This is a genomic window from Affinundibacterium amnicola (genome assembly GCF_014284275.1).
GTDB lineage: Bacteria > Pseudomonadota > Gammaproteobacteria > Burkholderiales > Burkholderiaceae_D > Undibacterium > Undibacterium amnicola.
The window spans coordinates 1-14658 of sequence record NZ_JACOFU010000001.1 but is presented as its reverse complement, the minus strand read 5'-3'; the positions used below and the strand labels follow the sequence as shown (position 1 = coordinate 14658).

Here is a 14658-nt window from a genome sequence, read left to right as displayed (position 1 = left end):
AAGCAATTGGCAAACGGAAACCTGAATCACCCTCATCCCCACCCCTTCTCCCGCTTGCGGGAGAAGGGAGTGAAAGCAACACCAAAGCCTTAAAACACAGAACTTGTTCGGGAGCACAAATTGGTACATTTAATCGACAGACGAGTTCAAGGTAAAAACAAATCTGCCCCGAATCGCGAGCGTTTTTTGCGTCGTTATAAAGGCCAGATCAAAGACGCGGTCACGCGCGCTATCAAAGGCCGCTCTATCACCGATATGGATAGCGGTGAAAAAATCGCGATCCCCGTCAAAGACGTTAACGAACCCAACTTCGGTCACTCCCACGGTGGAGTCTGGGAAAGCGTCAATCCTGGCAACGAACAATACCAAACCGGCGATCAAATTGAGCGTCCCAAAGGTGGCGCAGGTAAAGGCAAAGGACAGGCTGGCAATAGCGAAGAAACCAGCGAAGATGATTTTGTTTTTCAAATCAGCCGAGAAGAATTTCTGAATTATTTTTTTGAAGATTTAGAATTACCTAACCTCATCAAAACCCAACTCACTGCCACCACCGATTTCAAAAATCAACGCGCAGGCTATAGCACCACTGGCACTGCGTCTTCATTGCACGTGTTACGTTCATTACGCGGTGCATTAGGTAGACGCATCGCTGTCGGTGGTAAATCCAGTAAGCGCTTGAAAAAAGCTGAAGAAGAACTGGCGGAATTGCTCGCCGAAACCAGCGACAACCAAGATCCCAGAATTCTTAAAATCCGCCAAGAGATTCATCATCTGCGCACGCGCTTGCTGGCGATTCCCTTTATCGATCCTTTCGATCTGCGTTACAGCAATCGTATCAAGGTTCCTAAACCTAGCACCCAAGCAGTAATGTTTTGCCTGCTTGATGTCTCCGGCTCTATGGATGAAAAGAAAAAAGATATTGCCAAACGTTTCTTTATTTTGCTCTATCTATTCTTGCAACGCGCTTATGAAAAAATTGAAGTCGTTTTCATCCGCCATCACACTTCTGCCCTCGAAGTTGATGAACACGAATTCTTTCATTCCCGCGAATCAGGCGGCACTATCGTCTCCTCTGCCCTGCGCTTATTGACCGAGGTGATACAAACCCGCTACGCCTCCAGCGACTGGAACGCCTATGTCGCGCAAGCGTCGGACGGCGACAATTGGGACAATGACTCTGTCATCTGTAAACAAATCTTGATGAACACGATCATGCCCATGGTGCAGTACTACGCCTACGTCGAAATAACCGATGGCGATCCACAAAATCTGTGGCAAGAATATATGCAAGTCAAAGAACAAAAATCCCACTTCGCCATGCAAAAAATCGAGGAACCCGCCGACATCTATCCTGTATTCAGAGAACTCTTTAAAAAACAAAGCAAGTAAGGCTGAGGGAAGATAAGTATGAATAGCCAGAATGCCGCTAATGATAACAACATCAAGGATGCGACGACCAAGCCGCGCAATCCCCGACGCTTACCCGATCAATCCGAATGGACATTCGAATTGATAGAACAAGCCCACGAAGAGATCGCACGCGTCGCCAAAAATTTCCAGCTAGACACTTACCCAAATCAATTAGAAATCATCACCGCAGAACAAATGATGGATGCCTACGCCTCAGTCGGCATGCCAGTCTCGTACAACCACTGGTCTTTCGGCAAACACTTCTTATCCACAGAGAGAAACTACAAGCGCGGTCACATGGGACTGGCGTATGAGATCGTCATCAACTCCAATCCCTGCATCGCCTATCTGATGGAAGAAAACAGTCTCACCATGCAAACGCTGGTGATCGCACACGCCGCCTATGGCCACAATTCCTTCTTCAAAGGTAATTACCTGTTCCGCACTTGGACCGATGCCGACGCCATCATCGACTACATGGTCTTCGCCAAACAATACATCAGCGAATGCGAACAACGCTATGGTATAGAGGCAGTCGAACTCTTAGTCGACTCCTGTCACGCACTACAAAATTACGGTGTGGATCGCTACAAACGCCCCACCAAAATCTCACTCGCCGAAGAAAAAGAAAGACAAGAAGAACGCGAGCGTTATCTGCAATCACAAGTCAATGATCTGTGGCGCACCGTACCACGCCGCGAAGACGTGGTCAGCGAAGAAGAAGTACGTCGCTATCCCGAAGAACCGCAAGAAAACCTGCTCTACTTCATAGAAAAATATTCGCCACTATTAGCACCGTGGGAAAGAGAAATCGTCCGCATCATCCGCAAGATTTCGCAATATTTTTACCCACAAAGGCAAACGCAAGTTATGAACGAAGGCTGGGCGACGTTTTGGCATTACACCATCTTGTATCAACTATTTGAAGAAGGCATCGTCGGCGATGGCTTCATGATGGAGTTCTTACAAAGCCACACCAATGTCGTCTACCAACCGCCAGTCAGCAGCAAATACTACAACGGCATTAACCCCTACGCGCTGGGCTTCGCGATGATGAGCGACATCCGTCGCATCTGCGAACACCCGACCGAAGAAGACAGACTATGGTTTCCCGATATCGCTGGCGCAGACTGGCTAAAAACCCTGCACTTCGCCATGCGCAATTTCAAAGACGAAAGCTTCATCGCGCAATATCTATCACCCAAATTGATACGCGATTTTCACTTCTTCGCGATCTTAGACGATGACAGCAAAAAGACCCTCAGCGTCTCCGCCATCCACGACGAAGCCGGCTACCACGCCATACGCCAACAACTCGCAGGCCAATACAACCTCGGCAATCGCGAACCCAACATCCAAGTCTGGTCAGTCGACCTACAAGGCGACCGCGCCCTGACCCTACGCCACAACCAATACCTGCGCAGGCCACTGAATAATCAAACAGTAGAAGTCTTAAAACACGTAGCACGGCTATGGGGATTTGACGTGTATCTGGAAACCGTGGATAGCAATAATCAGATTATTGCTACGCAGGAGTGTAAGTTGGAGAAGCGTAAGGGGCGGCGGGGGTGATGTGCGAAGCCACTTAGATTTTCATGTCGGTAAGAAATTCTTCGCTCACTTTGGTATCTGTACCATATACACCTTTTGTGAATGGCAAATATTTCAGAATTTCTTGATATTCCATCGCAATCTAATCTTTCCAATTCAGTAGTTTTAATAAATTTTTATCTAATCTTTTTTCAAACCAAGGGCTCGTTTTGCCAATTCTTGGATATCATCACCAGCATGCGCATCCAACTCCGCAACTTTCCGAGCAAATTGATTTGGCAAATAAATTACATGCTCAAAATCACCAAGTTTGCGTTGTTGCGCAAATGGAATTTTGTCGTTCACTGGACGGAAAGCGATTACCAAACTAAGGTTAGTTTGGTAAGAAATTTTCGACTTTTTGACCACTCCCGTAATGCTATCAAATGACATAAAGTCAATTCCATCAAATATATCTCTAAAAAAGCTTTCACTATAAATTGCGCTCAACTGAATCGTGGTTTTATCTTCAGACAACAAATACAATCCGACCTGAGATGACTTAAAAATAGGCTTCACGCCAGGCTTTGGATTTTGTTGATTTTTTTTCCGGATCTTTTCCAAATCATGCAGACTATTTGAGATTAAAAATCTACTTGGTAAAATTGCCGGCATATAATAAGGAAGATCATTTTCTTTTGGTAACTTGACCTCACCTTTGATATAAATCTCAAAGCGTAACGATCTTGCTTTATTACAGACTTCTACACGATCTCCCCATCCACAAATCTCTTCATCTTGCTCCTCTCGAATTTTAACGGCGACTGCTTCGGCGCCTTTCAAATCTGGGTCAATGAACGCTTCAGGCATACAATATTTTGCAGCAAACTCAGGTGTCACCACCCATATCCACGGATCCTTTGTATACCGCACACGCCCTGGTCTTGGCCCACCATAATGCCCGCTAGGGCAACTCCGATAACTCTGTTCCAATTTTTGTCGCTCTTTGGCTTCATTCAACCTCGTATCGACTCCGAGAGCTTTAGGGCTATTGGTCTGTTGCAGTGACTGTGAGTGAGAATTTGAGCTCAACATCAGCAAACAAAAAAAAATTAAACTCAAAAAAAATCGCATATCGCGAACGCGATTCCATTCATATTTACGCATTTATTTCCCCTATCGGATCTAACTTTTCGAAGTTATGTCTTTGTTTTACAATTAGTTTCATCTCTTACTTTCTTTCCATTTCACACACGTCAGCATTGTAGGGTGGGCACGCTTTTTGTGCCCACGCGAATGGTTTGATTTGCCGACGAATATCTCTCCTTGCGCTTGATCCTTTCCACCTTCTTCAACCGTAACGCGTGGGCACGATGAGGCTGTGCCCATCCTACGATTCTGCTGTCAAATTGGTGTCACATATAATCCAAAATCACGGCGTTTTGATCGGTACAATTTCATCCTGAAACAACCAAAGCATAGCCCGTCGATAAGTCTCCCCAATAGTCGCGGCATGCGTGCCACCTTCTATCTTGATCAGCTTGACAGCCCAAGGTGCATCAGCGCGTGATGACCATGCCGTGCCCCACTCTGTGGCATTACGCTGTCTCTGTTCGGTGTCTCGCATGCCAGAGGCGATGGCGACTTTCAAGTCTGTTCTGCTGTGGCTTGCCGCTGCTTCAAAAAACCGCGCGCGGCCTGGTGCTAAAGCTGGGTTGCTGGCGATGCGTGCCCAGAATAAATCGGGGTCTTCCAGCGCTGACCACAAGGCAAAATAACCTGCACGTGATTGTCCGACCAGTACACGTTTTGCGGTATTGGCGCGGAATTGATTTTCAATTTTTGGGATCAGCTCTTTTTTCAGAAAATCTAAAAAGCGTGGCGCACCATCTTCGCCTGGCTTGGCGTCGGCTGCGGGTGCGTTGAAGTCGATGTCGCGTTTATTGATCGCCGGATCAAAGCTGCCATAGCTGATGCCAACGATGATCGCTTCTGGCAATTTCTCGTCAAAGTTCAAAAAAATATGCGTTGGTGCCAGCAGTGGAAACAGACTATCACCATCCAGCACATACACCACAGGATAAGTCTTAGCATTGCTGGCTTGATAGCCGAGCGGGAGTCGAACATTGATATGAAAATCTCTGCCTACATAGGTTGATTTGATTTTGAAATAATCGCCTTGTAATGAAGTCAGATGGCCGTAGTATTCCTTAGGATTTGCGATTGGTGTCGGTGCACTTCTTTCGCTTGTGGATGTGCATGCACTGATGAATATGCCGAACACGAGGATGAGGAAGATTTTCATTGTTGGATTAGATTACAAGTTAAATGACGATTGATATTCTTTGATGGTAAATTTTTTGTCGCTCTAAACCCATCCCCCCCTAACCTACCCCTTGAAAGGGCGGGAACCTGATGTCTATTAGGTTTGCCGCCATTATTAAATCCAGCCTCAATCACCAGTTCAAAATCAAGCTTGTCCACGCAAAATCGCAAGCCGATTGGGTGGCGCGTCTGGTGACAAAAAATCGGGAATGGTGTTTTCTGTACGCTTGGGTCTTTTTAAAAATTCCACCGGCCATTCTGTGATGCGTTCTTGTTGAATGTGTATATAGTGTTCAGGCTCTGGCTCATCTATGTATTCTCGTTGCAGAATAAGTGCGAGTGGTTCTTCACAGCCTTCGTTTTGCTCAGCATAATCGAGCGCTTCTGCATAGGTTTCGAAAGCATAAAAGTAATCATTGCCTTCACATAAATCTGGCGCACCAAGTTCTGGATGACACCATACGCGATATTCAAGAACCGCATCCCATACATAACCACCTCCAGCCATCGCACTGGCTGGATACTCGCCCACTTTCGCTGGGTCGATAACCGATGGTGGAATAAATTGTAGAACCATAAATCACCTTCATAAAAATAGTTTAGCGACTATTCAACTGCACCAAACGCCAGCCTGACATAAAGCCTAATCCCGCGAATCCCCACACAATCGAGCCGACAACCTCGGCGGTGTTACGTAACTCTGGATGATTGATCATCAATGGCCACAAGACGAGTGAACGCAATAAACAAATGATCGCCATACCTGCCAAGCCTGTGCGCAAAAATGGTAACCGCCGTATCACACCCAGTGCAGAAAAAGCATAAGCCGCGCAGATTGCCATCAGAATTGTAATGATGAGAGTGCTGACGGGGGCGAGCCAAGTGCCGTTGCGGGCTGACTCGACGACGCTAGGCGGCGCACCAAAATAAATGTACCAGCTAGTGCCACCGAAGATCGCGGCGATGTGAATGATTACACCAATCAAAGCGATGATGGCGGCCAGATAGATCGAGAAGACAGAGAGTGATTTATACGCGGAACTTTTTGTTTCAGTATTTTTCATCGGAGTTCAGTTTTAATTTCAGTTTGATTTTTTGCTTCTTTTTTTCAGTAACTAAGGCCGGTTAACATAATTCAAAACCAATAATCAGCGACACACTTACCATCACGTGGTAAATCTTCAAACGTATCCAAACCATCAAAATGATCGATAGGAATCCGCGCCACGGCTTCTGGTTCGGCTAAGCGTAAATTCACCGCGATACGACGACGGCCTTGCTCATCGACTTGCAAGCTACGCCAAAATGCAATGCAGCCGCATTCAGGGCAAAAGTGAAAATCAAGTGCTTTACCACGCACATAGGCACGCGTTTTGCCACTGACATGGATTGCTTCGTTTTCATAATCGTAAGCCCACAATACGCCATAACGCCGGCATGCGGTACAGTTGCAGGCAGTAGCGCCATCAGGCTCACCAGCAAATGTCCAATGCACTGCGCCACATAGACACGTCCCTTTGATCATGTTGGATTTCCTTTCATTTGATGATGCAAAAACACTTAAAGTGCACTATATTAAAACCACATCATCAACAAACTGCCTTTATGCGAAAATTTATTTTTACAACTATGTAGCCAGCATAAAAGGATGTGTTTGCAAACATCGTTCACATTTATGTTTGTCAATTTGGTTTAGTATGTTGCTCATCCCACTCACAGGGCTGAATCATTTTTGACGACCTCCATCTAAGAAAGGAAACATCATGGGTTTATTAGACGCGGCATTAGGCATGCTGGGCAATGCACAACAAGGTTCAGGAGGTGCTTCAAATAACTTGGTGCAACTCGCCTTAGGTTTGCTGAATCAATCACAACAAGGCGGTGGATTACAGAATTTAATGGGAACTTTTCAACAAGCGGGTTTGGGTGAGATCATTGCGAGTTGGGTGAGCACCGGGCAAAATTTGCCGATCTCTGCGGAACAAATTCAACAAGCTTTAGGTGGCGGGCAATTGAGCGACATCGCCAATGCAAGCGGTTTATCCAAAGCAGATGCCGCAGGTGGTTTAGCAGAAATTTTGCCGGGCTTAATCGATAAGTTGACACCGAATGGGCAAGTTTCTGATGCAAACAATATCGATCCAGCAGCAATGTTGCAGCAATTTTCTTCGTTGTTTGGCAATCGATAATCGCGCTTCCTAAGTTTTATACTTTTGCTGCTGTTGCTGCTTTTGCTGCTGTTGCTGCTTTTGCTGCTGTTGCTATCTTTACGTTTAACGGTTCATCAAGTTCAAAATACTCTCTAAAGTCTATTGACTTAGGTATAGGCAACTTGATGAACGACAAGCTCACACTAATACTCACAAGCATGGTCAATTTAAGCGAGCGGTCAAAGATTCCATGTTGCGCGATCTAGCTGAAAATAGACTTCATCGCCATCCTTCATATCCCCTCTGATCCAGCCTTGCGCAAGATAAAAATTTTCGGCTCTTGTAGCGACATTGGTAGATAACTGAACCGTCTGCGCACCTTCTTCAAACAAGTATTGACAAGCTAGTTGAAGCAAACCTTTGCCGGCACCTAATCCCTCATGTTTTGGATCAATAAATAATGCCCAGATTGAATGTGCATTCATCGCGGCATAAGAAAAACCAATAATTTCTCCGTGCAATTCACAGACCCAGCCTCGCCCCAACAATCCGAGATAATCCTCATACATCTGGTACGTGACCAAAGCGGGATTCGACAAGATATTTTCACGCACAGACAAACGAATGTTTGACATCGCAGGGATATCTGCTGAGGTGGCACGCCGATAAGTTAGTTGATGCATATTGGTATGAGTTGATTTTCTTCTTTAAAGATAACACTAAGTACTAGAGTGTGTTCACCTAGTTTCTTGAACAAGAACATTCTTCGCTAAGGTCTTAAAACGCTCACCATTTTGCTGCACAACGGTGAGTGTGATTTGCCCAGTTTTACTGGTATTGAGATCACGCACGGTACCTTTTTTGCCTTTGTGTGTTCCACCTGTAACAACACAGTGATCACCATCTTTTAATTCACTTTTCATCGTTCATCCTTTGAATGAAGAAACGCATAACGATGCATGTACCCTACATCGCTTGCAGCTTCATGTCTGTACTGGTAATTCAATCGCGATACACGTCCCCTCACCTGTCTCACTAAGCAATTTAAATTCACCACCCCACGCCAACACACGTTCACGCATGCCACTGATACCGATTCCGGCGACTACTTGTGTGGTATCAAAGCCAATGCCATCGTCGCGTACATGAATTTTCAACACCGTTTTCTCCACATTCATATGCAGTGTGATTTCCACTTGTTTTGCTTGCGCGTGCTTCAAAATATTAGAACAAGCTTCTTGCACGATGCGATAAGCAGATATCGCCAGATCGCCGTCTAATTGTGCGAAGTCACCTTCAGATGCAAAGTTAAAATGGCAGTCTTCATGTGCGGCATTATAGATGCGCAGCATCTCTTCTATAGCGCCTTCCAGCCCCAACATATCCAGTACCTCAGGACGCAATCGACGCACTAAGTTTCTACCGTTCGCATAGAGGTCTAATGCCAATTTAGAGACTGCTTTTGCTCTATCTTGAATTTCTTGAAACGCTGACGCATTCTGTTTATCTGTATCAGCATTCGCTGCGACTTTAGCGATGCGTTCTGATTCTAATCGCACTGCAATCAAAGACGCATTCAGTTCATCATGAATTTCAACCGCAATACTCTGTCTTTCATTTTCAACGATGGCGTTGACCTTATGAATTAGGCGGCGTTTCTCGGCATCGGCTTTCAATGCCTCGTTGCGTGAAGCGATCAATTCCTTGGTACGTTCGGCAACCGTATTTTCCAAATGCGTTTGTGATTGATGCAAATTACTTGCCATCTCATTGATAGATTTTTGCAGCTCACCGATTTCTCCACCATCAGAAATCGTAATTTGTGTTTCTGTGCGGCCGGCACTGATATCACGCAATGCGTCTATCGCAAGGTGTAAAGGACGACTTAATCCTTTTGATAAATACCATGCCAGCCACGTGCTAACAGACAACGCCAACATCGCCATGACTAATTCAATTGAAAACCGATACCGCTGTTTACTCAACAAATAAGACTTCGTCATGGTAACGCGCACATAGCCAAGAATGGCCTGATTCTTGTCTTTCGCGGTGTCTAATTTGACGACACTTTCGTGATTATCTGTATGCAGATTGATCCATACCATGTGACGCTTAATCGGTAATTCTACATACTGTTTTTCTGGTTTCGCTTTACCTGCATTTTCAACGTGACTGAGTTCTTTTTTATTCGTGTCGAAAATGTCGATACGATACACATTGCGATCTGTTTGAATGACACCATAAATCATTTGCTTAATGCCCTGCAAATTTCCCGCAATGATATTGTATTCAACGCCATCGGCTAGGGCCGTCGTAATCGTTTTGGCACGCGCATGAAGTTCTTCTTCAACTTCTTTTAGTCTTGCGTAATACGAATAGGAAATAAGGGAGAAAAATAAATACACGACTGGAAAAATGGCAATCACCATCAAGCGCGTGCGTATGCTCCAACTGCGCCATTGCACTAGGCCAGAGAACATTCCAGATTGATGAGGATGATTAGCTTTCATTCGACTACTGTAGCTTATGGCTCGATCAAACCATGTTTCATCGCGAGCTTGGTGATCAGCGCTGGCCGATGAATTCCCAGTTTTTCTTTGACTGACTGACTAATATTGCTGATGGTTTTTTGTGAGAGATCCAATTTTTCTGCGATCTCTACATTGGTTAAGCCTTCTGCCATCAGTTTAAAAATTTCCAAGCTGCGCTCATCAAGTAAAGTTTGTGGCGAGGCATCACCACGTACTGAAAGATTTGCCAAACGTTCGGCAATTGAAGGCATAAAGTACAGTTCACCTTGCGCCGCACGTCGTACCGCGATTGCCAGATCGGCAGGGTCACAATCTTTTGTCACAAAGGCTTTTGCACCTAAGCGATAGGTTTCTTTAATTAAGGCGTCTTGATCGAATTGGCTCAAGAACACAATTTGTGCGGCAGGCTGTTTTTCTAGAATATGTTTGGCTGCGTCTAAGCCAGTTAATTCGGCACCGAAACGAATATCAAGCACGACCACCTGCGGCTGCAATGCCAAAAATTGCTCGACCGCTTCTTGCGGCGTTTTTGCTTGCCCTACCACCTCCATGCCTTCGCCCGCTAAAGACATCGCAAAGCCAGTCATGACGATAGGATGATCATCGGCCAATAGAACCCGGATCGGTTTATTACTGGTGTCATGCTGATTCATCTTCGTTACTTGGTTTGACATTGAATCTCCCGATTTTCTCTTGCATTTGGATGTTGGCATGTACATCACCAGACCTGCTCATGAGAATCATTTTACTAGCAAATAGTAAATCACTGTCGCTTTATTGCTAGTTACTAGCAAATATTTGACATGTAATCTGCATCAATAAGTACATCGCTAAGTATTTGATTTCAAGGGAAAAAGTGGTTTTAAAACCGAAAACAACTAGCACAAGGCAGATTTATTGCATAAAAATGGCTTTTACATTGCTAGTAACTAGCATATTATAAATCCATCGACGAGCAAATAAATTCAGATTTCAGAGTTCAAACTTCAATTCCAAATTGATTGAATATGAAGCTGATTAGCTAACTCATCGTAAAGCTGCCGATAACGGCGATCTTTTCATTAACGCGATCAAGGAGTTCATTATGACTACGCACAGCTACGGAAATACTCCACAAAAAAGCATCTCTTCCTTATTGATTACTGGCGTATTGCACGCCATCGCTTTAGGCTTGGGTTTGCAAGCAACGAACATGGTCGATTTTCGTCAAGCTACTGTCATCGAATTAACGCAGCTTACGCCACCAGTAAAAATAGAAGCGCCAGAAAAAGTACCCAAACCATCGAAAACTACGCCATTGCCGAGCTATATCGAACCGCCCATCGTTACTACGACAAGCTCAGAACCAACAATTACCACCATCAAGAACGACAACAACGAACCAAGAGATTTTGAACCAAGCCACCCTATTGATCACGGTTTAACAAAAACGGAAATCAGCACTCCTCGTACACCAATTCATATTGCAGCACAGGTTGATTCGAATGCTTGCGAAAAGCCCGATTACCCTGCAAGTTCTATTCGCGGCGGCGAAGAAGGCACCGTCAATCTGGCAATGTTGATTGGCCCCGATGGTCGAGTTTTAGAGAGTAAGGTAGAAAAATCCAGTGGATCACGCGCACTCGATAAAGCAGCCATACAAGGCCTGAGCTTATGTAAATTCAAACCAGGTAGCGTAGATGGTGTACCAGAAAAATCTTGGGCGAAGTTGCAGTATGTGTGGACGATCAATTAGTGCTAGCACTATTTTTTCTTGGTAGCATATGCTGGAAAATGTCTTTTTACACGCATTCACATAGTTTCAATTCAACATAAAGACGATGAATTCAAGTGCAATAAAAAAGGGACATTGCTTGTCCCTTTTTTACTTTCTACCTCAATAGATCCAGCTTAATTAGTAACTTAGCCAATCACTTAGTCGGTAATGATTTTTCCTTTCGAGATCAAGTCATTAATTAATTGCAAATCTGTAGTAAAGCCAGTAGTCAAGTTCACGCCATTAAATACGATCTGCTGAACATCATTATTTGTGACATCCGTTGGATTCGTCGCTGTGCCATTACCAGCATTGAAGGCTCCACTGGTGCTAATGTACAGAATTGTATTAGTACCATTCCAATTAAAGTGCAAGAATTTATCCAATGTTGCAGTTGATTCACCAACCAACAAATCACGCAGATCTAAACGATCTCCACCTGCAGCGTAGTTCGCAGTGCCGAAATCGGTAATCGTATCAACTGCAGGCGTTCCAGTTGTACCATTATCACTTAAGCCCCACTTGAACGTATCGGCACCAGCACCGCCAGTTAAGTTATCGTTGCCAGTACCACCAATTAGCACGTCATCGCCACTGCCGCCACTCAAAGTATCGTTGCCAGCATAACCGAATAAAATATCTGCAACGCTGTTTTGTCCAGTTAATGTATTTGCAGTTGCTGTACCTTCAACGTTTCTATAGCCACCAATTGCGATATTCAACACATTAGTTGATGTATCACCATCGCGATCAGTGAAAGTATAATTAAACGATGCGTTCAACTGCGTACCGGTCGCTAACGAACTTCTGGTTGCTTCGTTCATTGTAAAAGTGTAAGTACCATCTGCATTGCCAACGAAGCTACCGTATGTACTTGTACCACTCCAAGTCACAGTATTAGTTAATCCATCAGCCCCGCCCTGAGCAAGCACCCTGCCCGATGCCACTGGCAAAGGTTCAACCGTAGTAACTGACGCAAAAATACCGAAAGTACTTGCCGCGCTTTCCAAGGTACGAATTTGAGTTACCAGATTGCCGTCAGCATCTTTAAAGCCATTCAAATTAACGACATAATTTTGTCCCGCAATATTGATTGTAGAACTAGTAGATGGTAATTGAATAATATCTCTGGACGCTTCTGGATCACTAGTATTGGTTGTTTCGGTATGATCTAAAACGACCGTGAATGGAACATTTGTGGATACACCATTAATAACCACATCAAATGACAATGTCAGATCAGTTCTATCTAAAGATGCACCTGACACTGGGAAGTTATTGTGTGTGAACTTACCAACCTCAAATAACTGTCCCAAGGTCACTGCCGTACCAGCAGTACTAGTGAAATTAGTATTATCGACCAATTCATAGCCTGACTGTGGATTACCAGTACCCCATAACAAGCGGTCGACAAATGCGTCTGTCGAGTCGACGTTCACACCAGTCACTGCACCGCCACTTGTGTTGACAGCATTAACGAAACCAGCATCCAAATCATTGACGCTGATGTTATCAACACCAACAAATAACTGGTGCGTGAACACCGTCGTTACTGGTGAATCATCTTCAACATTGATCGTCAGGGTGCCAGTACCAACACCAAAACCGTCATTAGCGCCAACCCCGAAAGTCAATGCACGAATATTTTCACCGCCAGCAGCCACATGATCTATAGGCGCTAACAGAGTAAATGTATATGCACCCGCGTTATTGATGGTTAATGTCGCTACCTGAGTAGCTCCCGCAGTACCCGTGTATGTCTGACCAACTAGGTTCCAAGTCACCGCCACGCCGTTTGATGTAATACCTGACGGCGCAGAAGTTAAACTCCAAGCGCTGATAGTACCGTCAGGATCTGTTGCAGTCATCGTACCAGATGTGCTTGTTGAATTTGTCGTATCACTAGGATTACCAACAGTATCTGCAATACCTGAACTTAACCCCTCTTCTGAAACAGAACGGCTCTGCGCTGCAACGGTTGGCAAGACATTATCAGTAATCGTTGCAGTGCCAACTGCTGTTGCATTACTTGTTACGCCAGCCGTTCTAGTTGCAGTCAATGTAAAATTCTCTGCCGATTCGACTAAAGAATCTGTGAGAACTGGCGTACGAACTAAAACGCTCAAGGTACCTGCTGGAATAGTTACGGTATTTGCATTTACCCAAGTAGTGCCACCATTTGTGGATACTTGCAAGTTACTTGCACCAGACGATCCATAATCTACACCTGCACCTGTTGCAGATCCATTAGCCAAGGCTAAACTAAAACTGGTTGCAACACTACTCAAGCCACTTAAACTTAATGTGAACTGAGCGAATCCACCATTTTCAGCAACGGTAACATTCGATACCGCAGCTGTTGGCACTGGTTCATTATCAACAATACCGCCATTGCCGGTCAGACCGCCAATCACCAGAGGCAATGTTTCCGTTGCAGCAGAATCGGCTACCGCATCATCAATCGTCACTACCGTCACCGTGAAGCTGCTGACACCGGCAGGAACAATCAGATTGCCACCAACCAAAGTGACACCATTGTTGAATGTTGCTGTGCTGTTGTAATCACTACCGGCAGTTGCTGTACCACCGCCTAAGTTATACGCGTAGGTTGAAGCAATCGTTGTGGTACCTGACAAGCTGACCGTGTACACCAAGCTATTGCCTTCGACCACCGTATCACCTCCAGGACCGGCTGCACCTGGTTCGACTGTCGTGATCGTTGGTTGATCATCATCGATGATGCCACCGTTACCTGTCACGCCACCAATCACCAATGGTAAGGATTCTGGAGAGGCACTATCAACGACACTGTCGTTAATTGTGGCGACGGTGACTGTGAAACTGCTGACACCGGCTGGAACAATCAGATTGCCACCAACCAAAGTGACACCGTTATTAAACGTTGGCGTCGCGTTGTAATCACTACCCGCAGTTGCTGTACCACCACCTAAGTTAT

15 protein-coding genes are annotated in these 14658 nt (G+C 45.0%); 4 read left to right on the top strand and 11 right to left on the bottom strand.

Annotated elements, in window-relative coordinates; translation table 11 throughout:
- The first annotated feature begins 120 nt into the window (after positions 1-120).
- Both H8K33_RS00070 and H8K33_RS00065 read left to right on the top strand, forming a co-directional pair.
- The gene (locus H8K33_RS00070; RefSeq protein ID WP_186888954.1) at positions 121-1389 is read left to right on the top strand and encodes a YeaH/YhbH family protein; all 1269 of its coding nucleotides are present in this window, start codon (positions 121-123) and stop codon (positions 1387-1389) included.
- Between the two features lie 18 nt (positions 1390-1407).
- Positions 1408-2982, top strand: coding sequence for a SpoVR family protein (locus tag H8K33_RS00065; RefSeq protein WP_186888953.1), 1575 nt, complete (start codon positions 1408-1410; stop codon positions 2980-2982).
- 159 nt (positions 2983-3141) lie between these two features.
- Here H8K33_RS00065 and H8K33_RS00060 read toward each other — a convergent pair whose 3' ends face one another.
- The 5 genes from H8K33_RS00060 to H8K33_RS00040 all read right to left on the bottom strand — a co-directional run bounded on the left by H8K33_RS00060 (position 3142) and on the right by H8K33_RS00040 (position 6790).
- A complete protein-coding gene (locus H8K33_RS00060; protein WP_186888952.1) occupies positions 3142-4107 on the bottom strand; it encodes a hypothetical protein in 966 nt (321 codons plus the stop codon).
- 265 nt (positions 4108-4372) lie between these two features.
- Positions 4373-5245 carry an alpha/beta hydrolase gene (locus tag H8K33_RS00055; protein ID WP_186888951.1) on the bottom strand — a complete coding sequence of 291 codons (873 nt, stop codon included), beginning with the start codon at positions 5243-5245 and terminating at the stop codon, positions 4373-4375.
- A gap of 165 nt (positions 5246-5410) precedes the next feature.
- Positions 5411-5842, bottom strand: a complete 432-nt coding sequence (locus tag H8K33_RS00050; RefSeq protein WP_186888950.1) for a GCN5 family acetyltransferase — start codon at positions 5840-5842, stop codon at positions 5411-5413.
- 22 nt (positions 5843-5864) lie between these two features.
- Positions 5865-6329 (bottom strand): hypothetical protein, encoded by a 465-nt coding sequence (locus H8K33_RS00045; protein ID WP_186888949.1) that lies wholly within the window; start codon positions 6327-6329, stop codon positions 5865-5867.
- Between the two features lie 71 nt (positions 6330-6400).
- A complete protein-coding gene (locus H8K33_RS00040) occupies positions 6401-6790 on the bottom strand; it encodes a GFA family protein (RefSeq protein WP_186888948.1) in 390 nt (129 codons plus the stop codon).
- 238 nt (positions 6791-7028) lie between these two features.
- Here H8K33_RS00040 and H8K33_RS00035 point away from each other — a divergent pair, with 238 nt between their 5' ends.
- Positions 7029-7454 carry a YidB family protein gene (locus tag H8K33_RS00035; RefSeq protein ID WP_186888947.1) on the top strand — a complete coding sequence of 142 codons (426 nt, stop codon included), beginning with the start codon at positions 7029-7031 and terminating at the stop codon, positions 7452-7454.
- Positions 7455-7470: 16 nt separating this feature from the next.
- Here H8K33_RS00035 and H8K33_RS19705 read toward each other — a convergent pair whose 3' ends face one another.
- Genes H8K33_RS19705 through H8K33_RS00015 form a run of 5 tightly spaced genes read right to left on the bottom strand, consistent with a single transcriptional unit; the run spans position 7471 to position 10620 of the window.
- Complete coding sequence (locus H8K33_RS19705) at positions 7471-7635, bottom strand: hypothetical protein (RefSeq protein ID WP_222613225.1); 165 nt, start codon at positions 7633-7635, stop codon at positions 7471-7473.
- A 19-nt stretch (positions 7636-7654) separates the two neighbouring features.
- Positions 7655-8098, bottom strand: a complete 444-nt coding sequence (locus H8K33_RS00030; RefSeq protein WP_246443194.1) for a GNAT family N-acetyltransferase — start codon at positions 8096-8098, stop codon at positions 7655-7657.
- Between the two features lie 54 nt (positions 8099-8152).
- Positions 8153-8338 (bottom strand): KOW motif-containing protein, encoded by a 186-nt coding sequence (locus tag H8K33_RS00025; protein WP_186888946.1) that lies wholly within the window; start codon positions 8336-8338, stop codon positions 8153-8155.
- Positions 8339-8398: 60 nt separating this feature from the next.
- Positions 8399-9925: a sensor histidine kinase gene (locus H8K33_RS00020; RefSeq protein ID WP_246443193.1), complete on the bottom strand. Its 1527-nt coding sequence runs from the start codon at positions 9923-9925 to the stop codon at positions 8399-8401.
- A 14-nt stretch (positions 9926-9939) separates the two neighbouring features.
- Entirely contained in the window at positions 9940-10620 is a 681-nt protein-coding gene (locus tag H8K33_RS00015; protein ID WP_246443192.1) for a response regulator transcription factor, read from the bottom strand.
- Positions 10621-11030: 410 nt separating this feature from the next.
- Between H8K33_RS00015 and H8K33_RS00010 the strand changes: the two genes are divergently transcribed.
- Positions 11031-11681: an energy transducer TonB gene (locus H8K33_RS00010; RefSeq protein ID WP_186888945.1), complete on the top strand. Its 651-nt coding sequence runs from the start codon at positions 11031-11033 to the stop codon at positions 11679-11681.
- 179 nt (positions 11682-11860) lie between these two features.
- On the opposite strand, the gene H8K33_RS00005 is transcribed toward H8K33_RS00010, so the two are convergent.
- Positions 11861-14658: beta strand repeat-containing protein (locus H8K33_RS00005; RefSeq protein WP_186888944.1), on the bottom strand; the 2798-nt coding region annotated here is incomplete at its 5' end.